The 17,377-nt window shown below is 64.8% G+C and carries 24 protein-coding genes; 11 read left to right on the forward strand and 13 right to left on the reverse strand.

Features of this window, described 5'->3' with window-relative positions; all coding sequences use genetic code 11:
- From JHD07_RS02655 to JHD07_RS02680, 6 genes are all read right to left on the reverse strand, one after another.
- Positions 1-261, reverse strand: a 261-nt coding sequence (locus JHD07_RS02655) for an ATP-binding cassette domain-containing protein (RefSeq protein ID WP_291618643.1), incomplete at its 3' end; no start/stop codon positions are given.
- On the reverse strand, positions 258-1,313 hold the full coding sequence (locus tag JHD07_RS02660) for a dihydrodipicolinate synthase family protein (RefSeq protein ID WP_291618645.1): 1,056 nt from the start codon (positions 1,311-1,313) through the stop codon (positions 258-260). The genes JHD07_RS02660 and JHD07_RS02655, both read right to left, overlap by 4 nt.
- 6 nt (positions 1,314-1,319) lie before the next feature.
- Positions 1,320-2,141 carry a GNAT family N-acetyltransferase gene (locus tag JHD07_RS02665; RefSeq protein ID WP_291618647.1) on the reverse strand — a complete coding sequence of 274 codons (822 nt, stop codon included), beginning with the start codon at positions 2,139-2,141 and terminating at the stop codon, positions 1,320-1,322.
- A complete protein-coding gene (locus tag JHD07_RS02670; RefSeq protein WP_291618649.1) occupies positions 2,128-3,165 on the reverse strand; it encodes an NAD(P)-dependent oxidoreductase in 1,038 nt (345 codons plus the stop codon). Before JHD07_RS02670 ends, JHD07_RS02665 begins: the two co-directional genes overlap by 14 nt.
- Before the next feature lie 16 nt (positions 3,166-3,181).
- A complete protein-coding gene (locus tag JHD07_RS02675; RefSeq protein WP_291618652.1) occupies positions 3,182-3,952 on the reverse strand; it encodes an ABC transporter permease in 771 nt (256 codons plus the stop codon).
- A gap of 84 nt (positions 3,953-4,036) precedes the next feature.
- The gene (locus tag JHD07_RS02680) at positions 4,037-4,684 is read right to left on the reverse strand and encodes a TetR/AcrR family transcriptional regulator (RefSeq protein WP_366863938.1); all 648 of its coding nucleotides are present in this window, start codon (positions 4,682-4,684) and stop codon (positions 4,037-4,039) included.
- Between the two features lie 100 nt (positions 4,685-4,784).
- Between JHD07_RS02680 and JHD07_RS02685 the strand changes: the two genes are divergently transcribed.
- Complete coding sequence (locus JHD07_RS02685) at positions 4,785-5,801, forward strand: ABC transporter substrate-binding protein (RefSeq protein WP_291618656.1); 1,017 nt, start codon at positions 4,785-4,787, stop codon at positions 5,799-5,801.
- A 19-nt stretch (positions 5,802-5,820) separates the two neighbouring features.
- On the opposite strand, the gene panB is transcribed toward JHD07_RS02685, so the two are convergent.
- The gene (gene panB, locus JHD07_RS02690) at positions 5,821-6,642 is read right to left on the reverse strand and encodes a 3-methyl-2-oxobutanoate hydroxymethyltransferase (RefSeq protein ID WP_291618658.1); all 822 of its coding nucleotides are present in this window, start codon (positions 6,640-6,642) and stop codon (positions 5,821-5,823) included.
- Positions 6,643-6,885: 243 nt separating this feature from the next.
- Here panB and minC point away from each other — a divergent pair, with 243 nt between their 5' ends.
- The 5 genes from minC to JHD07_RS02715 all read left to right on the forward strand — a co-directional run bounded on the left by minC (position 6,886) and on the right by JHD07_RS02715 (position 10,233).
- Positions 6,886-7,584 (forward strand): septum site-determining protein MinC, encoded by a 699-nt coding sequence (minC, locus tag JHD07_RS02695; RefSeq protein ID WP_291618661.1) that lies wholly within the window; start codon positions 6,886-6,888, stop codon positions 7,582-7,584.
- A 19-nt stretch (positions 7,585-7,603) separates the two neighbouring features.
- On the forward strand, positions 7,604-8,419 hold the full coding sequence (gene minD, locus JHD07_RS02700) for a septum site-determining protein MinD (protein ID WP_291618663.1): 816 nt from the start codon (positions 7,604-7,606) through the stop codon (positions 8,417-8,419).
- The gene (minE, locus tag JHD07_RS02705; RefSeq protein WP_291618665.1) at positions 8,416-8,697 is read left to right on the forward strand and encodes a cell division topological specificity factor MinE; all 282 of its coding nucleotides are present in this window, start codon (positions 8,416-8,418) and stop codon (positions 8,695-8,697) included. The genes minD and minE overlap by 4 nt, the downstream gene beginning before the upstream one ends.
- A 234-nt stretch (positions 8,698-8,931) precedes the next feature.
- On the forward strand, positions 8,932-9,948 hold the full coding sequence (locus JHD07_RS02710; protein WP_291618693.1) for a linear amide C-N hydrolase: 1,017 nt from the start codon (positions 8,932-8,934) through the stop codon (positions 9,946-9,948).
- A gap of 99 nt (positions 9,949-10,047) precedes the next feature.
- Entirely contained in the window at positions 10,048-10,233 is a 186-nt protein-coding gene (locus JHD07_RS02715; RefSeq protein ID WP_291618667.1) for a hypothetical protein, read from the forward strand.
- Between the two features lie 18 nt (positions 10,234-10,251).
- Here the strand turns inward: JHD07_RS02715 and JHD07_RS02720 are convergent, their stop codons facing one another.
- Both JHD07_RS02720 and JHD07_RS02725 read right to left on the reverse strand, forming a co-directional pair.
- Entirely contained in the window at positions 10,252-10,500 is a 249-nt protein-coding gene (locus tag JHD07_RS02720; protein WP_291618669.1) for a hypothetical protein, read from the reverse strand.
- A gap of 110 nt (positions 10,501-10,610) precedes the next feature.
- On the reverse strand, positions 10,611-11,003 hold the full coding sequence (locus JHD07_RS02725; RefSeq protein ID WP_291618671.1) for a hypothetical protein: 393 nt from the start codon (positions 11,001-11,003) through the stop codon (positions 10,611-10,613).
- A 127-nt stretch (positions 11,004-11,130) separates the two neighbouring features.
- Here JHD07_RS02725 and JHD07_RS02730 point away from each other — a divergent pair, with 127 nt between their 5' ends.
- Complete coding sequence (locus JHD07_RS02730; protein WP_291618673.1) at positions 11,131-11,913, forward strand: SDR family oxidoreductase; 783 nt, start codon at positions 11,131-11,133, stop codon at positions 11,911-11,913.
- On the opposite strand, the gene JHD07_RS02735 is transcribed toward JHD07_RS02730, so the two are convergent.
- Entirely contained in the window at positions 11,910-12,140 is a 231-nt protein-coding gene (locus JHD07_RS02735; RefSeq protein WP_291618675.1) for a hypothetical protein, read from the reverse strand. The genes JHD07_RS02730 and JHD07_RS02735 overlap by 4 nt on opposite strands.
- A gap of 413 nt (positions 12,141-12,553) precedes the next feature.
- Positions 12,554-13,606, reverse strand: a complete 1,053-nt coding sequence (locus JHD07_RS02740) for a hypothetical protein (protein ID WP_291618677.1) — start codon at positions 13,604-13,606, stop codon at positions 12,554-12,556.
- Positions 13,607-13,948: 342 nt separating this feature from the next.
- Here JHD07_RS02740 and JHD07_RS02745 point away from each other — a divergent pair, with 342 nt between their 5' ends.
- The 3 genes from JHD07_RS02745 (at position 13,949) to JHD07_RS02755 (ending at position 15,828) form a co-directional block, all read left to right on the forward strand.
- Positions 13,949-14,545 carry a L,D-transpeptidase gene (locus tag JHD07_RS02745; RefSeq protein WP_291618680.1) on the forward strand — a complete coding sequence of 199 codons (597 nt, stop codon included), beginning with the start codon at positions 13,949-13,951 and terminating at the stop codon, positions 14,543-14,545.
- A gap of 99 nt (positions 14,546-14,644) precedes the next feature.
- Positions 14,645-15,628, forward strand: coding sequence for a hypothetical protein (locus JHD07_RS02750; RefSeq protein ID WP_291618682.1), 984 nt, complete (start codon positions 14,645-14,647; stop codon positions 15,626-15,628).
- Between the two features lie 17 nt (positions 15,629-15,645).
- The gene (locus JHD07_RS02755) at positions 15,646-15,828 is read left to right on the forward strand and encodes a hypothetical protein (RefSeq protein ID WP_291618684.1); all 183 of its coding nucleotides are present in this window, start codon (positions 15,646-15,648) and stop codon (positions 15,826-15,828) included.
- 110 nt (positions 15,829-15,938) lie between these two features.
- On the opposite strand, the gene JHD07_RS02760 is transcribed toward JHD07_RS02755, so the two are convergent.
- Both JHD07_RS02760 and JHD07_RS02765 read right to left on the reverse strand, forming a co-directional pair.
- Positions 15,939-16,370, reverse strand: coding sequence for a hypothetical protein (locus JHD07_RS02760; protein ID WP_291618685.1), 432 nt, complete (start codon positions 16,368-16,370; stop codon positions 15,939-15,941).
- Between the two features lie 117 nt (positions 16,371-16,487).
- Positions 16,488-16,952 carry a MarR family transcriptional regulator gene (locus JHD07_RS02765; protein ID WP_291618687.1) on the reverse strand — a complete coding sequence of 155 codons (465 nt, stop codon included), beginning with the start codon at positions 16,950-16,952 and terminating at the stop codon, positions 16,488-16,490.
- 106 nt (positions 16,953-17,058) lie between these two features.
- On the opposite strand from JHD07_RS02765, the gene JHD07_RS02770 reads away from it, so the two are divergent.
- On the forward strand, positions 17,059-17,377 hold a 319-nt coding region (locus JHD07_RS02770; RefSeq protein ID WP_291618689.1), incomplete at its 3' end, for an FAD-dependent monooxygenase.

The raw sequence follows: 17,377 nt of genomic DNA on the forward strand, positions 1-17,377 counted from the left end.
CTGAAACACCATGCCGATGTCGCGGGTCGGATCGAACGGGCTCCTGGCATTGCCGATTTTCACGGTGCCGCCGTCCGCGCCGTGCAGGCCGGCCAAAATCTTCATCACCGTGGTCTTGCCGCAGCCGGACGGACCGACCAGCGAGACGAGTTCGCCCTCCTGCACGTCCATGGTGACGTCGGACACCGCGAGAAACTCGGCGCCGCCGCTGCGATAGACCTTGCGGACGCCTTGCAGGCTGATGAAGGGGGCTGAACTCATGCCAGCCAATTGTTCAGGTTCGCGGCGACGAAGGCATCGTCGCTGAGGTCGGCATGCTCGCGCGTGACGCGATCAATCTCCTCCTTCTGGCCGGGGCTGAGACCCTCGTTGGGATCGAGGCACCACAAGCCCTTCATCAGGCCCTGGCGCCGCAGCACGTCATGGCAGCCGGCGATGCAGCCGTGGAAATTGTTGGCGACGTCGAAGAAGGCACTGTTGCAATCGGTGACGCGGGCATCGAGCGCGAGCAGGTCGGCGGGCACGCTGTCCTTGTGCCGCGCCGCCTTGCAGCGCTCGAACTGCTTGATGGCACTCGCGGTCCACACCGACCAATGGCCAAGCAGGCCGCCCTTGAAATAGGTGCGGGTGGTGACGCCGTTGTCGCGGAGATCGAACGGCAGCATCAGGTCGAGCAGGATATGGTCATCATTGCCGGTATAGAGCGCGACGCGGTCGAGTGCGCCGGCGGCCGCTACGCCGCGCAGCACGTCCAGCGTTCTGTAGCGGTTGAACGGCGCGATCTTGATGGCGATGACGTTGTCGATGGAAGCGAAGCGCTGCCAGAACCGGCTGGAGAGCACGACGCCGCCGACGGCCGGCTGGAGATAGAAGCCGACCAGCGGAATCTCGGCTGCGACAAAGGTGCAATGCGCGATGATCTCGTCCTCGGAGGCGCTTTTCATTGCGGCGAGGCTGAGCAGGCCGGCGTGATAGCCGATATCGCGCGCGGTGCGCGCCTCGGAGACCGCCTGCCGTGTCGGGCCCGCAAGGCCCGCGACCATCGCCAGCGGACGCCTGGTCCAGTTCGCGGCGGTCTCGGCGGCAAGCTCGAGCACAGGGCGGTAGAGGCCGACGTCGCGGGTCGCGAACTGGGTGGTGTGCACACCGACGGCGAGGCCCCCCGCGCCGGCGTCGATGTAATAGCGCGTCAGCGCGCGCTGATGCGTCTTGTCGAGCTGGCGCTCGGCAGTCAGGGCGAGGGGATGCGCCGGCAGCACGGTGCCCTCGGCGATCAGCTTGCGGACGTCGCTGTTGATCTGGCTGTGGTGCATGATGTCCTATCCGAATTCGGGGCCGGCGACGGCGAATGGCGTTTCTTTCGCGGCATTGGTGGCAGGGCCGAACCGCATGCGCTGGAAGGGTCGCTCGATGGTCCAACCAGAGGCCGTCAAGCCGTCCAGGAACTGGCTTTGCGACGCGACGGCATCGAGCAGGAGCGGGCTGGTCTCCGATGCTGCAATCGCGCCAACCAGGGTCAGCGCATCGGCAGCGTCATCGGCGAATAGCGGGCCGATATGGCGTGCGGTTCTACCGTCGCGGACCAGGGCAATCGCACCGTTGCCTGCAACGATGCGTGCCCCCGCGCGCTGCGCGAAGGCGGTCAGCAGGGTGATGCGATCGAAACCGCTGGCGCGCCGGTCGCGGGCACAAAGCGCCTCGAGCGTTGCGGCTGATAGCGCGGGCGCGGATGACGGCGCGGCGTTAACCAGCTTCAACCGACGCAATTGCAGGGTCGGCGTGAACCCGAGCGGACCATACACCTTGGCGCCGTCAGGCGTCGCGTCGAGCCAGCACGTCAGGCCGCTCTTGTGCGCCATTTCCAGGCAAGCGTCGACGAGACGTGTTGCCAGGCCGCGGCGGCGGTGCGTGCCTGTTACCAGGACCATGCTGATCCAGGCATTGTTGCCGGAATAGGGCAGCAGCGCTGCGGTTGCGACCAACTGCCCGCCGTCGCGCACGCCGAACACGATGCCGTCGCGCAGGAAGATGCGCCAGTCCTCTTCGGTCTGGTTCCAGTGCGCTTCCGTCGAGAGCGCCAGCCCGGCGATCGAGTCCTGTTCGGAGAGCTTGATGATGGGCGGGCCGTCAGTAACGTCCATCGCGCACCTCGTATTTGGTGGGCTTGCCGAGACTCGGCATGGCGCGGGACACCCAGTCCGCGGTCCAGGCGATCAGCTGCTCGGTGTCGACGACGGGCAGGCCGAACAGGCCGACCGCCTTGGACGTGTCGGTCAGCCAGGCCGTCGGCTCTTCCTTGCCTGTCAGCACCGGCGCGCGGCCGAACCTTGCGCCGAACTTCGCCGCGAGGTCGCGCACCGCCAGAATCTCGTGGCCGCTGACATTGATCGGCGAGGTCGGAATCGTGCAGTGAGCGAGGCAGCGCAACGCCTGCGCCGACGCATCGCCTTGCCAGATGAAATTGACATGGCCGAGGCTGACGTCGATCGGCGAGCCGTTGAGCACCTTCGTCGCGATGTCGTGTAACACGCCATAGCGCATGTCGATCGCGTAATTGAGGCGGAACAGCCGGCCCGGCGTTCCGAACTTGCCTGAGAAATACTCGAACATGCGCTCGCGGCCGACGCAGGACTGGGCGTACTCGCCGGGCGGGTTCGGCGCCATGTCCTCGGTCGAGCCTTTGCCGTCGACGGGGACGAAGGGGTAGACGCAGCCGGTCGAGAACGCCACGATACGCGAGGCGGGGAAGGCCTGCGCGACCAGCGCCGGCACATGCGCGTTCATCGCCCAGGTCAACGAGAGATCGCCCTCGGCGCCGAACTTGCGGCCGGCCATGAAGATGATGTTCGGCGCCTTCGGCAAGGAATGGATGGCGCGCTCGTCCATCAGGTCGCAATTGATGGTCTCGACGCCGCGTGCGTGCAGCCACTCCTTCACACTCGCGTCGCTGAAGCGCGCCACGCCGATGACGCGGCGATCGGGCGCGGCGGCTTTCGCGAGGCCCGCCAGCGTCGGCCCCATCTTGCCGGCGACGCCGAGGACCATGATGTCGCCTTCGACCTTCGCGAGGTCGTCGATCAGGGCCTGCGTCGGCCGGCACAAGAGCTCGTCGAGCGCCGCGATGTCAGGGATGGTCTTCGGTAGGTTCTCGCGGGTGAGCAGCATGGGTTGGTCCCTGGTCCTAGTTCTGCCTGGCGTCGCCGACCACGAACATGCGTTCGAGAGCCAGCACCAGGCCGTAGAGAGTGACGCCGAGCAAGGTCAGCAGCACGACCGCCATCACCATTGCAGGCGTGTCGAGCGAGGACTGCACCTGGATCATGAGGTAGCCGAGCCCACGCTCGGAGGCGATGAACTCGCCGACGATGGCGCCGGCGACGGCGAGGATGGCCCCGACCTTCATGCCGGAGAAGATGTAAGGCAGCGATCCCGGGAGCTGGATCTTGCGGAACAGGGTCCAGCGCGAGCCGCGCAGCGATTTGACGAGGTCGAGGAGGTCCGGCTCGACCTCGCGCAGGCCGCGCGCGGTGGTGAGCAGGATGGGAAAGAAGCAGATGCTGAAGGCGATCAGGATGTTCGGCACGATGCCGTAGGAGAACCAGACGATGAAGAGCGGTCCGAGCGCGACCTTCGGGATCATGTTCAGCGTCACGAACAGCGGCAGCAGCAGGAGGCTCAGCAGCGGCGCCCAGCTGAAGATCACCGCGAGCGTCACGCCGACGACCGCGCCGAGCGCGAAGCCGCCGAGGATCTCGATGGCCGTCACCAGCGTGTTGGTGCCCCAGGCATAGCCGGCGGTTCCAAGCGTCTGCACGGTGGCAAGCGGCGAGGGCAGGATGAATTTCGGCACCTGGAACGCGTCGACCGCGACCTGCCAGACCGCGAGAACGGCGAGGTGCACGATCACCACGACCGCAAAGCTGCGTGCAGCGCGTGCCCCGTCTCCGGCCACCGATCGCTCCCTGTTCCCGGCAGCCAGCCTGCCGCAGGTAGTCAGCCTATCCGCCCTTGCAGAAAGTTTCAACCAGTTGGTTGATTAAGGCCGGAGCGAATGTAGCACGAGGTCGGCGACATGGCGGCGCCGGGCGCGCTGCTGAGCGCGGCTCGACAAGTCCTTGCCGAAGATCGCCGACAGTGTCGGCGTGTTGGAGAAGAAGAAATAGCTGAGGCCGGCAATGGAGATATAGAGCTGGACGGGGTCGATCCCCTTGCGGAACACGCCGGAACGCACCCCCTCGTTCAGAATGTGGGAGACGCTTCTCACCAGCGGCGAGTGCATCGCTTCCAGCCGTGTCGAGCCGCGGACGTGGGGGGCGCCGCCGCGGTTCTCGTCGTTCAGGAGCACGATGAAATCGGGGTTTTCCGCGAGGTGATCGAACGAAGCTTCGATCAGCTTGCGGATCGCTTTCTCCGGCGGCAGGCCTTCGAGGTTCAGCCTGCGCTCCTGCTCGCGGATGTCCTCATAAACCCATTCGAGCACGGCGAGATAGAGCGCGTCCTTGTCGCCGAAATAGTGGTAGACGAGCTGCTTGTTGACCCCGGCGCGCTCGGCGATCTCGTCGACCCGGGCGCCCGCAAAGCCGTGCCGGGCAAATTCCTGGCGCGCCGCGGTCAACAGTTTCTTGCGGGTGGCGACGGGGTCGCGGCGCTGCGGCACGGTGTCGCCAGATCGTTTTGCGGGCATTTCCAACCAAACAGTTGACAAGTTGAAGGCGGGCTTGTTGCATTGGTAGCCTCACATGGGGAGAGCGACAAGCCGGGTCGCGGCAACGAGGAGAGATGCGATGAAGCGTTTGCAGGCGGCGGGCTCGGCCCTGGTGTTGGCCCTCGCGCTCGGTGCGGCGGTCGCGCCGGCGCGCGCGGGCGAGGCGGTCAATCTGATCCTGAACTGGACGCCGACCGCCGATCACTCGCCCTATTACTACGCCAAGGCGCAAGGCTGGTACGAGAAGGCCGGCATCGATCTCACGATCGAGACCGGCAAGGGCTCCGGCGTTTCCGCCGCGAAGGTCGGCTCCGGCGGCTCGCCGTTCGGCGTCGCCGATCTCGCCACCATGCTGGTCGCCAAGAGCAAGGGCGCCGACACGGTCGCGGTGATGAGCGTCTATGCCAATACCGGGCAGACCTTCTACTGGCTGAAGAGCTACGGCGTGAATGGGGTCAAGGATTTCCCCAACCACAAGATCGGCAATCCGCCCGGCGATGCCTCGCGCGTGATGTGGCCGGCGTTCGCCAAGGCCGCTGGCATCGCGCCGGACTCCGTCGGCTTCGTCAATGTCGGGCCGACCGCGAAGATCGCGGCGCTGAAGAGCCATACGGTCGATATCATCAGCGACTTCTACAACGAGCACGACCTGAAGGTCATCGAGTTCGGCCAGGACCTCGGCTACGTCAATTGGAAGGACATTGGTCTCAACCCGTACGGCAATTCGCTGATCGTCAATGGCGCATATTTGCAAAAGAACCCGAAGGTCGTGGAAGACTTTGTGCGGGTCACGCAGAAGGCCTTTGCGGCTTGCGTGGCCGATGCTGCGCCATGCCTGAAGGCGCTGCTCGACCAGGTCTCCGGCCTCGACAAGGCGAACCAGGAGCGGCAGTGGGAACGCATCAAGTTTCTGATGACCGACGAATTCACGACGACCATGGGCCTTGGCTGGATCGACGGCGAGCGGATGAAGAAGGACTACGAACTGGTCCACACCTATCTCGGCATGGAGAAGCCGTTCGACGTCACGACTGCGTTTACGACGAAGATGCTGGATCCCAGCATCAAGATGGATGCGAGCAAGGTGAAGAAGTAGCGGGCGCGTGCCCGCTTCGTCAGCCCTTCTTCATGTCGTAGACGTGTTCCGGTCCGGGAAATTCACGCGACCGCACGTCGGCGGCATACCGTTCGATTGCCGCTGCGATGGCCGGACCGAGATCGCCGTAGCGCCTGACGAATTTAGGCGTTCGTGGCGAGAGCCCGAGCATGTCCTCGAGCACGAGCACCTGGCCGTCGCAGGCCGCACTCGCGCCGATCCCGATGGTCGGGATCGCGATCGTTTGCGTGATCTTGCGCGCCAACGGCTCGGCCACGGCTTCCACGACGACTGAGAATGCACCTGCGTCGGCGACCGCCTTCGCATCGTCCTCGATCGGACCCCAGTCGATCCCGCTGCGCCCCTGTGCTCGAAACGAGCCCAATGTGTTGATGGATTGGGGCGTGAGGCCGATATGACCCATCACGGGGATGCCGCGCCCGGACAGGAATGCGATCGTCTCCGCCATGCGGACGCCGCCTTCGAGCTTCACCGCGCCGCATTGCGTTTCCTTCATGATCCGTACCGCGGAATGAAATGCCTGCTCCCTGGAAGCTTCATACGACCCGAAGGGCATATCGACGACGACCAGCGCCCGCTTCGATCCCCGCATGACCGCAGCGCCCTGGAGGATCATCATGTCGAGCGTGACCGGGACCGTCGTCTCGAAGCCGTGCATGACGTTGCCGAGAGAATCCCCGACCAGAATGACGTCGCAATGCTGATCCACCAGCGCTGCCGTGTGCGCGTGATAGGAGGTCAGCATGACGATCGGCTCGCCGTGCTTGCGGGCCCGGATGTCCGGCGCGGTCTTGCGTCTGATGGATGACTGAATTGACATGATGGCTCCGTCTGCCGGGCGCGCATCGAAACCAGATGGTACTACCGTGTCAATGCGGCAAGCGGGCCTGCATGGACGACATGACATCGGAGGGGAAGCGGCATGCCCGCTTGGCCCTGACTGATCGCAGTGCGCCCGGACATGAAAGCGACGTTCCCAGGTGATGGCCTCGGAAATTAACCGGCCGTTAACCATGTCCGCCGCATCGTTAACCATTCAATAACAGGGAACGAGTCGGCCGCTATGGAGGCTGCAGCAAAAGTCCAACGTCAAATGGTGCGCCTGCGCGGGCGCTCTTATGTGGCGTTCGTGTTCACGCCGACGGTTCCGGTGCAGGATTGGCTGCAGGAGATCGACGCCACCATCGCGCGGTCCCCGGGCTTTTTTGCCGGCCGGCCCGTGGTGATCGATCTCTCCTCGGTCGATCTCAGCCAGGCCGGCATCGGCCATCTCCTGACCAGTCTTCAGGACCGCAACATCCGCGTCCTCGGCATCGAAGGCGTGGAGGAGGGAAGGCTCACTCCCATGATGCCGCCGCTGCTGTCGGGCGGGCGCAGCTGCGTGGTCGAGCCGAGCGCGCCGAGGAAGGCCGAGGTGAGGGCCGAGCCCAAGCCGACGTCGCTGCTGCTCGAAAGCCCGGTGCGCTCAGGCCAGACCGTGATCTTCCCGGAAGGCGACGTCACCATTCTCGGCTCGGTCGGGTCCGGTGCCGAGGTCGTGGCCGGCGGGTCCATCCACGTCTACGGCGCGCTGCGGGGCCGCGCCATGGCAGGCGTCAACGGTCACACCAGCGCACGCATCTATTGTCAGAAGATCGAGGCCGAACTGCTTGCAATCGATGGCTTTTATCAGACCGCCGACGATATCGACGAGGCCCTGCGCGGCCGGCCGGCCCAGGCCTTCCTGCAAGGCAACACCATGCGAATTACCGCGCTGAACTGACCAGAAGGAGACAATCGAGATGGCCAAGGTACTGGTCGTGACATCAGGCAAGGGCGGGGTCGGCAAGACCACCACCACGGCCGCGCTGGGAGCGGCGCTCGCTCAGCGCGGCGACAAGGTCGTCGTCGTCGATTTCGACGTCGGCCTGCGCAATCTCGACCTGGTGATGGGAGCCGAGCGCCGCGTCGTGTTCGATCTCATCAACGTGGTGCAGGGCGTTGCGAAGCTGCCGCAGGCGCTGATCCGCGACAAGCGGCTGGAGAATCTCTGGCTGCTGCCGGCTTCGCAGACGCGCGACAAGGACGCGCTGACGGAAGAGGGCGTCGGCAAGGTCATCGCCGATCTGCGCAGCCGTTTCGACTGGGTAATCTGCGACAGCCCGGCCGGCATCGAGCGCGGCGCCTCCATGGCGATGCGCTTCGCCGACGAGGCCGTGATCGTCACCAATCCGGAAGTCTCCTCGGTGCGCGATTCCGACCGCATCATCGGCATGCTCGATTCCAAGACGGTGCGGGCCGAAAAGGGCGAGCGGGTCGAGAAGCACATCCTCATCACGCGCTACGATGCTTCGCGTGCCGCGCGCGGCGAGATGCTGACCATCGACGACATCCTCGAGATCCTGGCAACGCCGTTGCTCGGCATCATCCCCGAGAGCCAGGACGTGTTGAAGGCGTCCAACGTCGGCACGCCGGTGACTCTGTCGAACGCGGATGGTGCGCCGGCGCGGGCCTATATGGACGCGGCCAAACGCCTCTGCGGCGAGAACGTGACGATGCATGTTCCTGCCGAGCGCAGAGGTCTGATGGATCGTTTGCTTCGACGGAGGGCTGCATGAGCATGGGTCTGCTTCGACTTCTCCGCGGCAAGAAGGCCTCGGCACCCGTCGCGCGCGAACGGCTGCAGATCCTGCTTGCCCATGAGCGCGGAATGCGTGGCCAGCCCGATCTGCTCGGCGTGCTGCGTGAGGAAATTCTCGCGGTGGTCTCCAAGCATGTGACGCTGGATCCGACCAAGGTCATCGTGCGGCTCGAGCGCGGCGACGAGGTCTCGACCCTGGAGGTCGACATCGAGGTGCCCAACGATTTCGAGCGCAAGAAGGCGGCGGTCGCGTAGGGGGACGCGGCCGCAGACATCCGTTTGGGGTGGGTGAGAAGGCGGTCCGCCGGGCATGGCGGGCCGCCTTTGTCCTTTTGGGCGGGCCTCATCCATGGTTTCGCCTGATTTCGTCTCGACGCTGGATTGCGATTGCAGGGCGGTACACGTCCTGCTCGGCGAGAGGGAGCTGCCGGGATGTCCCCAGAACAGAAGCCCCATCGACGCGCGGCAGCGGTGCTGCTCGCCGCGGCGATGGCCGTCACGCCGTCGATCTCGCAGGCCTGCACGCGGCTCGTCTATCACGGCGCAAATGGCCAGGTGATCACGGCACGCTCGATGGATTGGAAGAGCGATATCGCAACCAACCTCTGGATCTTCCCGCGCGGCATGGCGCGCACAGGCGAGGTCGGTCCAAACTCGCTGACGTGGACGTCGAAATACGGCAGCGTGATCGCGTCGGGCTACGACATCTCCACGACCGACGGGCTCAACGAAGCCGGACTGATGGCCAATGTGCTGTGGCTGGTGGAATCGGAGTATCCCAAATACGACCAGAGCAAGCAGGGGCTGACGATCGCGGCCTGGGCGCAATATGTGCTCGACAGTTTCGCGACCGTACAGGAGGCCGTGGCTGCGCTCGAGAAAGAGCCGTTCACGATCGTGACCGACAACGTGCCAGGCGAGAAGCGGCTCGCGACGCTGCACCTGTCGATGTCGGATGCGAGCGGCGACAGCGCCATCGTCGAATATATTGGCGGCAAGCAGGTCATCCACCACGGCCGCCAATTTCAGGTCATGACGAACTCGCCGACCTTCGACGAGCAGCTTGCGCTCAACGCCTATTGGAAGCAGATTGGCGGCACCGTGTTCCTGCCCGGCACCAATCGCGCCGCCGATCGCTTCGCCCGCGCATCTTTTTATGTCAACGCAATCCCGAAAGACGAAAATCCGAACCGCGCGCTCGCCAGCGTCTTCAGCGTGATCCGCAACACGTCCGTGCCGTTTGGCATCACGACGCCGGATCAGCCGAACATCTCTTCGACGCGCTGGCGGACCGTCGCCGAGCATCAGCGAAAGCTCTATCTCTTCGAGTCGGCGTTGACACCGAACACGTTCTGGGTCGACCTGAGGCAGATCGATTTCTCGCCGCAAGGCGGCAAGGTGAAGAAACTCGATCTGGGGCTCGACCAGGATCACACCTTCGCCGGCGATGCGACTGCCAGCTTCCGCGAGGCGCAGCCGTTCAAGTTCCTTGGCTTGCCGATGTGATCGGCTGCGGGCGGAACGGGCGTTGCGGCTTGATCGTTGTCAGGAACCCGCGGAGCGCCGAGCCGGGCGCCGCGGCTTCCTTTTCAACGGAGAGCGCCCATGATGTCCGAGGTCCAGGTCCACACCGTTGCCCGGCAGATGCTCGAACAGCACGGCCCTGCTGCGATTGCGAAGGCCGCCGAGCAAGCCCAGGCCTGTGAGGGCCGCGGCGAGGCCGACGAAGCCAGGGAGTGGCGTCACATCGTGGACGCCATGAAGATCATGCGCGGTCCGCATCAGGGCTGACTGTTCCAGGCGCGTGCCTTAACGCTCTCCGCGATCGGCGCCTTGCGGCGAACCGCGGTTCTGTGTCTGCGGCTGGCCGCGTTCGCCGATCGCTTTGCAGGGCAGCGGCTCCCACGAACCGTCTGCCGCCTGCTGATAGGCACTGCACGATGCCGAGGTCGATTTGTCCTCGCCCTTCTGGGCGTCGGGATCCTTCGCCAGCACGGGCGCTGTCAGGACCGCGACCGCCGCGATCGCGCCGGCGAAAACGAAATGGATATTCCGCATAAGGACCTCCTGTTCGCATCGAAGAGGCCGCATGCTGTGAAGAAATATGACGATTTTTAGCCGAACGAAGGAAGCTCTCCCAGCGTCCTTAACGCGACGGAAGCGCCTCGCTAGCCGCCCTTGCTGCGGATCAAGCCGGCGAGATTTGTCTTTTGGGCTTCGCACCAGCTGGACATGCCAAGGCGGCGCTGGTCAAGGTCGGTCGCCTGGGTCGCGATCGCAACCTCGGCCATCAGCGCGTCGTCCTGCTTCTCGCCCATCTTGCCGCCGGTATGCATCCAGGCAATCGCTTTGCGCACCTTTTCGGTGGTGCCGTCCGGCAGGTGCATCTGCTCCGCCCTTTGCACGAGATCCTGATAGACGAGATCCGTGTTGGGGCACTCGACCTTGGTGGCGAAGGCCTGCAGGACCATCGTCACATAGGTCGAGCGTGGCGCCGCATCGCCCGCCAGGGCCGGTGCGGCCAATAGCGACAGGCCTGCGATCATGAAACCGGTGCGCATCCTAGGGAACTCCTCCGCTTTTTCTGGCAGGCTAGCGCCCGGCGCGCCGCTCGGCAATGGGACCGGGACGCAATTGTCGCCGACCGGCGCGGCGGCTAACCTGGTGCCTTCCACCCTGGAGCGCGACATGAGCCTGTTCAGCACGCCGTTCGATCCCGCCCGCGACACCGCGCTCGTCACCGGCGCCGGCAACGGCATCGGCCGCGCGATCGCACAGGGCTTGGTCGGCGAGGGCGTCAGCACTGTGTTCGCTGATGTCAGCGAGGAGCGGGTGCGTGCCGCGATCGGCGCCAGCAAGAGGCCCGACCTGGCGGTACCCTGGATCGGCGATCTCGGCCGGCTCGAGGCCTGCGATGAGCTGCTGGCCGCGGCCCGTGCGGCGCTGGGCGAGGTCACGCATTTCGTTCACAGCGCTTCCCCGCCGCGGCGGGAGGCCGACCATGTGCTCGCGGTCGATCGCAGGACGTGGCAGGAGATGCACGCCGTCAATCTCGATGCCGGCTTTCACCTGGCGCGCGAACTCGCAAGACGACTGATTGACGCGAACCGGCCGGGCTCATTCCTGTTTCTCACCTCGCTGCATGCGGGCACACCTCGCAACCTCGCACATTATTCGACGGCGAAGGCGGCCATGGCGATGCTGGTGAAGGAGCTCGCGAAAACGTTCGGTCGTCACCGCATCCGCGTCAACGCGTTGGTGCCGGGCGCGATCGCTGCCGGCGGCTTCGTCGCCGATCCCGCGCTGGCGCGGCACATTCCGCTCGGGCGTCTCGGTGAGGCCGATGATCTCGCACCGATGGCGCTCACCGTTTTGTCGAACAGACTGTCGGGCTACGTCACCGGCGCGGCCTTCGTCGTCGACGGCGGATTGTCGCTGACGAACTGGTTCGAGCCGCCGGTGCTAGGCTAGCGCTGCCAGGCCGGCACCGGATCCAGCGGGGTGCGATAGACCTCGTTTTGGTCGCGATCGGTGACGCGCACCGCGCAACCCTTCTGCTGTAGCTCCGGCTTGACCTGCGACAGCTCGCAAGCCAATTGGTCGGCGCGATCGGAGGCAACCTCGATGTCCTCGAGGATGATTCCACCCTGGTTCTTGAACTCACCACCAACCACGAGATCGAAAGAGTAGTAGGGCATCGTAATTCCCCGGTGTGACGATCTGAGCTTCAGTGCAAGTCTTCAGTGCAAGTCTTCAATGCAAGTCTTCAATGTTCGGTGAAGGTCTTCAATCAGCCCTTCCAGCACATGCCGGATCGTACCACTGAGTCGATATCTGCCGAATGAACGGACCGCGCAATCTCTGGGCTTATGGCGCAGAAATGATGTGCAGCGCGCAGGCTCGTTAAGACTTTATTAAATACGTCGCGCAATCATCAGGCATGGAATTGCAGCAGAACCGGGCTCCGGGAACCGGCAGCTGCAAGAGAAGGCCGGCGGCATAGATCCCGACGGCCTTTTCTCTTGAGCGACAAATCGCTTTCCGTAGTCCCCCGGACTCAATCTTTCACATCGACTCGGACAGCGTGCGCCGCGCCTGCCCGCGGTATCGCTCAGCGCAGCGGCATTGGCGGACGGACGATCGGCCCGTCGTCATCAGCAACGGCTTGCGTCGTCGTGGCCGGCGCGGGTGGTGGCGGGACCGCGGCGGCCTGTGATGGGGGCGGTGCGAGCGGAGCCGGCGAAGAACCCGGCATGTAGGTTCGCGCCACAGCCGGCTTCGGCTTGCGAACCGGCGCTGTGGCGGGCTGCGACGGGAGCGCCGCGGCGCGCGCGCGCGGATCGACGGGCCTCGTATCGGCAGCGGCCGACCGCGGCGCAGGCGGCTTCGCCAACTCACGCGCCATCTGCTCCTGTCCGGCCTTCAGCTCGGCGATGTTGGCCTTGAGCCGTTCGATCTGTTGCGCCATCGCTGCGAGATCGCGCGTCATCGATTGCACCGTCTGCGCTGCGTCGAGGGGCTGTGTCGCCGCGGGCGCGGCTGCGGCGACCTGAACCGGAGGCGGCGCCGCAGGCGGATCGACCGCTTGATTTGCCGTGGCGTCCGCCGCGGGCGCAGCAACCTGTGCCGCGGTCGCCGGTGTGGTCTGGGATGTTGCAGGGAGCAAGGAGGTGGCAGGCAGCCACGAGGTCAGCGCCGGCGCCCATTCGGCCAGCATCTGCCTTGCGGTGTCGCCGTGCCTCTCCCAGGCGATGCTTGCGGCTACGCCGGCGCCGGCAAACAGGAACGCGACGGACACACCGCGCAGCCAGCTGCCGACCGAGGATCGCGCCGGCCTGACGGGAGCATCGCTGGATGTGACGCGGACGGCCGTGTCGACCGAGGGTTCCGTGGCGGGTTTTCCGTACACGACGTTGACGGTGGGCTCAGGCGCGCGCGACGGCTCCAAAGTGAACTTCGGCTCCGCAGTGAGTTTGGGCTCGGGAGTGAACCTGGGCTCCGGACGTGGCGCAATCTCCGGCGCCAGCGCTGGCGAGGCGCCGGTCGGCCGCGAGGCCAGCACGATCTCGGGCGAGATCTGGACCGCGTCATGCGGATCGTTGTCCTTGACCGTGTCCTTCACGATCTCATCGACGATTTGCTTGGCGTTCAGCGTCGCGAGCATCGTAGCTCCTTTGAGGTCCGATGTTTGAGGTGAGTCGTCCGCATTGGCGCCGGGCCTGATCCGAGGTGCGCCCATGCCGATCCCCATGGCGCACGAGTCCAGCCGCGTTTGACCAAAGCAAGGCGAGCGGATGGAGATGATGCGACGGTCGTTCCGCCTTTGTGTTGTTGGAACCAGGTTCCCAGAACACGCGCATGTGTCCCGCGCCGCCTTGTTTTCAGCACGATTTTGGCAATATCTGACACCCTTGCGGGCGGGGTTATTCCGCTATTGGGGGAGCCGGCGGTGCCAAGATCTCTACTCGTTTTGTTCGTTGCAGCCTTGCTGCCGCTGGGCGGCTGCATGCAGACGACACTCTCGCCATCGACAGATGCGAGCATGACGCCGCGCGACCGTCAGTTGCTGGCGCACGCGCCCTATGCCAAGGCGAGCGTACCTGAGCAATATCTGCGTCACATCGTCGATTACCACCGCAAGGAGCAACCGGGCACGATCCTGGTCGATACCGATGCGCGCTACCTCTATTACGTGCTGCCCGATGGCAAGGCGATCCGCTACGGCGTTGCGGTCGGCGAGGAAGCCATGGCGTTCTCCGGTGTCGCGCGGGTCGGGCGCTTGGCGGAATGGCCGGACTGGGTTCCGACCGCGGACATCCAGGCGCGGCTCGGTCCGTATCCGGCGCGCGTTCCAGGCGGTCCCGCCAATCCGCTGGGCGCGCGGGGCATCTATCTCTATGCCGGCAACAAGGACACGCTCTACCGCATCCATGGCACCAACCAGCCCGAATATATCGGCCAGGCGATCTCGTCGGGCTGCATCCGGATGCGCAACGAGGACGTCATCGATCTCTACGACCGTGTGAAGCTCAATTCGATGGTCGTGGTGCTGCCGCCGGGCCAGAGCGCGCAAGCCGAAGCGGGCGGGCGCTGGAGGGGATAGGGATTTGGACCAGGGTGTGCTTGCCGACAATTTTATCCATCGCCTTGGGCGAACCCTAACGCTTCGCGTCTAGCGTGCAGCGAGCAAGGGGTTGCTCGCATGTATCTCGTGAAGAACTCACCGCGCGCACTGTGCGCTGCGCTGATCCCGCTGGCCCTCGTCGAAGCCGTGCTGCTGGTCTTCGCCGTCGCGGGTGGGCAGGTGACCGATCCCGTCGGTGTCCCGGCTCCGGACCAGTTCCTGATGGTCTATGCCGGCCGCATGGCCATTAACGCCGCCTTCCTGTTCGCAGGGCACATCGTGCTGCGGCAGTGGACGATATCGAGCCGGCTTGCCTATGGCCTGATGGGCGGCGTCATGGCGGCGGTGAGCTACGGCTTTGCGATCCGCAACCATATTCAGCTTGCGGGGCCTGGCGATGGCACCGTGCTGACCATCGGCTTGCTGCCAACCATTGCGGGAATGATCGGTGGGTTCCTTTACGGCCAGTTCGCCGGAGTACGTTCGGCTGAGCGCGTCGCCGTGCAGGCTACCGCTCCGGCTGCAAAAGCGGCACCACCGCTGACTTTCAACGGACCAGTCCGCGTCCGCACGTCATTCGCGGGCATCGTCATAGCCGCGCTGATACCGACGGTGCTCGCAACTCTGCTGCCCTATACGCTGCTGCCTCTCCTGATGAACGGCTTTGCGGACAAAAGCACCGCACACATTTTCGCCGCGGTGATCCCGGCGCAGACCTTCATGGTCATGATAGCGATTTCGGTCATTCCTTCGAGCATTTTCATGCTCTGCGTCCACCACGTCGCGCGAGCCATGAGCCGCCGCAACGCGTGGGAGTATGCAGTGATTGGCGCGGTTGCGGCTTTCGCCTGCAGTTTGCTACTCGCATTCGCGGTGCCACTGCTTGCTTATCTCGTGGTGCCAGCGGCATTTTCCGGAGCGGTGATGGCGGCGCTCTATCGCCGGTTCGCCGGGCTGGAACCGATGCCATTGCCGGAGGCCGTGATCGCGACCGATCCAAATGCGTTGGTCGACGCCGATCATCCGTCGCGGCACCAGCGCGGCGTCATACTTGGCAACTGATCGTCACGGACCGAAACATGAAAGAGCTTGCCGCGCTTGGCGCGGGAACTGCGATCGCGGCCGTGGCGGCACTCTGGTTGACGACCGGGCCCGTGGTCGTGAATGCGGAGGTCAAGCCGCTTCAGCAGAGCGGAAATATTCCGGCCTTCCGGCCCGTTGCGTCCGAGTCGGCCGCCCAAGCCGGTCAGAACAATCGGTGATCTTCTCGTCCCAATGCGCGATGAGATTTGAATGAATCGTCATCGCGATTCAGGTTGTTGTTTGCGAATGATCTTTCCGGAGGCCGCTCCGCGCTTTTCCGAATGATGCTTTAGTTTTCCGGCCGCGCAATCCGCCATTGCAGAGTTGTGGCATTGCCGTTGGCATCGCCAGGCGCCTTGTCGGCGGGCGAGGTGTAGAGCGGGCGATAGCGGTACGCCCACATCTTGGTGCCGTCGTCGCGGTTGATCACGGTGAAGTCGCCGACAGCCCTGGCATCGGCCATCGCCGTCAGCGGAACCCAGCTCTCGGTGCACTTGCCGTTACAGGTCGACGTCTTGCCGGTTGTGTCGCGCTCGTAATAGTAGAGCGTCATGCCCTTGAGATCGACGAGCTTGGGCCCCTGTTTGGTCAGGATCACCTTCGCCGGAGCGGTTGGCGCCTCGACCTTCGGCGCCGGAGGATCGCCGCCGCCATGTCCGCCTGCGACCGCCTGAACGGTCGAGAGCCCGATGGCCGCGGCCACAACGAGGAACCTGAACATTCCCGAACTCCAGCCTGCAAAGTTAATCGCGCGTTAAGCGCCCAATGCCGCCGATGTTAGCAGCCGAAGGTTAGTTCCTGGTTTCGTGCGCTGCGAAAATACGGGAATGGTCCGGGATCACACCTGCGCAGCGCGCAGCGGGGCGCGGCTGAGCTCGTTGCCGGCGGCGATGGCCTTGCGCAGCAGGCGCATCAGCTCCTCGCTCTCCTTCGCGCTAAGGCCGCGCAGCATGATGCGCTGGGCGGACTCGACCGCCGGCGTGATCTTGCGCAGCGTGCGCCGGCCTTCGTCGGTGATCTCGAGCTCACGGGCGCGGCGATCGCGGCTGGAGGGGCGGCGCTCTGCGAGACCCTTCTGGACCAGGCGATCGATCACGCCGGTGATGGTGGTGCGGTCATAGGCGATCAATCCTGCGAGCGTCACCTGGTCGAGGCCCGGATTGGCCTTGATGGTCGCGAGCGCGGCGTATTGCACGGGCGTGAGATCAAAGCCGGCGTCTTCGACCTCGGCCAGGAATACCGCGACTGCGATCTGCTGGAAGCGGCGCGCCAGATGCCCCGGCATGTCGTTGTTGTCTTTCACCGAATGCTCCGGAAGTCGCGGCGGGGTGAGGGATCGTTGACAAGCATACTGATAGTCAGCATACTGAGCAATATCAAAAACAGCAGCGTTGCCGGGAGAGGTGCTCATGCAATTCCATCTCAATGGATTTCAGCCGGGCGACCCTGAGATCGCCGATCCCGCCGAACGCGTCCAGCCATCGGGAGCGGAGGGCACTGTGCCTGACGAGGTCGATGTTCTCATCGTCGGCTGCGGGCCTGCCGGGCTGACCCTCGCGGCCCAGCTTGCACAGTTTTCCGACATCAAGACCTGCATCGTCGAGCAGAAGCCGGGCCGGCTGCTGGTCGGCCAGGCCGACGGCATCGCCTGCCGCACCGTGGAGATGTTCCACGCCTATGGCTTCAGCGAGCGCGTGCTGACGGAGGCCTATTGGGTCAACGAAACGA

This window comes from Bradyrhizobium sp. (genome assembly GCF_016462955.1).
In the GTDB taxonomy this organism is placed as follows: Bacteria; Pseudomonadota; Alphaproteobacteria; order Rhizobiales; family Xanthobacteraceae; genus Bradyrhizobium.

Coding starts and splice junctions, on each gene's coding strand:
- JHD07_RS02660 (WP_291618645.1), bottom strand. CDS start 1,313: ATGCACCACAGCCAGATCAACAGCGACGTCCGCAAGCTGATCGCCGAG.
- JHD07_RS02665 (WP_291618647.1), bottom strand. CDS start 2,141: ATGGACGTTACTGACGGCCCGCCCATCATCAAGCTCTCCGAACAGGAC.
- JHD07_RS02670 (WP_291618649.1), bottom strand. CDS start 3,165: ATGCTGCTCACCCGCGAGAACCTACCGAAGACCATCCCTGACATCGCG.
- JHD07_RS02680 (WP_366863938.1), bottom strand. CDS start 4,684: ATGCCCGCAAAACGATCTGGCGACACCGTGCCGCAGCGCCGCGACCCC.
- JHD07_RS02685 (WP_291618656.1), top strand. CDS start 4,785: ATGAAGCGTTTGCAGGCGGCGGGCTCGGCCCTGGTGTTGGCCCTCGCG.
- panB (WP_291618658.1), bottom strand. CDS start 6,642: ATGTCAATTCAGTCATCCATCAGACGCAAGACCGCGCCGGACATCCGG.
- minC (WP_291618661.1), top strand. CDS start 6,886: ATGGAGGCTGCAGCAAAAGTCCAACGTCAAATGGTGCGCCTGCGCGGG.
- minD (WP_291618663.1), top strand. CDS start 7,604: ATGGCCAAGGTACTGGTCGTGACATCAGGCAAGGGCGGGGTCGGCAAG.
- minE (WP_291618665.1), top strand. CDS start 8,416: ATGAGCATGGGTCTGCTTCGACTTCTCCGCGGCAAGAAGGCCTCGGCA.
- JHD07_RS02710 (WP_291618693.1), top strand. CDS start 8,932: ATGGCCGTCACGCCGTCGATCTCGCAGGCCTGCACGCGGCTCGTCTAT.
- JHD07_RS02715 (WP_291618667.1), top strand. CDS start 10,048: ATGATGTCCGAGGTCCAGGTCCACACCGTTGCCCGGCAGATGCTCGAA.
- JHD07_RS02720 (WP_291618669.1), bottom strand. CDS start 10,500: ATGCGGAATATCCATTTCGTTTTCGCCGGCGCGATCGCGGCGGTCGCG.
- JHD07_RS02725 (WP_291618671.1), bottom strand. CDS start 11,003: ATGCGCACCGGTTTCATGATCGCAGGCCTGTCGCTATTGGCCGCACCG.
- JHD07_RS02730 (WP_291618673.1), top strand. CDS start 11,131: ATGAGCCTGTTCAGCACGCCGTTCGATCCCGCCCGCGACACCGCGCTC.
- JHD07_RS02735 (WP_291618675.1), bottom strand. CDS start 12,140: ATGCCCTACTACTCTTTCGATCTCGTGGTTGGTGGTGAGTTCAAGAAC.
- JHD07_RS02740 (WP_291618677.1), bottom strand. CDS start 13,606: ATGCTCGCGACGCTGAACGCCAAGCAAATCGTCGATGAGATCGTGAAG.
- JHD07_RS02745 (WP_291618680.1), top strand. CDS start 13,949: ATGCAGACGACACTCTCGCCATCGACAGATGCGAGCATGACGCCGCGC.
- JHD07_RS02750 (WP_291618682.1), top strand. CDS start 14,645: ATGTATCTCGTGAAGAACTCACCGCGCGCACTGTGCGCTGCGCTGATC.
- JHD07_RS02755 (WP_291618684.1), top strand. CDS start 15,646: ATGAAAGAGCTTGCCGCGCTTGGCGCGGGAACTGCGATCGCGGCCGTG.
- JHD07_RS02760 (WP_291618685.1), bottom strand. CDS start 16,370: ATGTTCAGGTTCCTCGTTGTGGCCGCGGCCATCGGGCTCTCGACCGTT.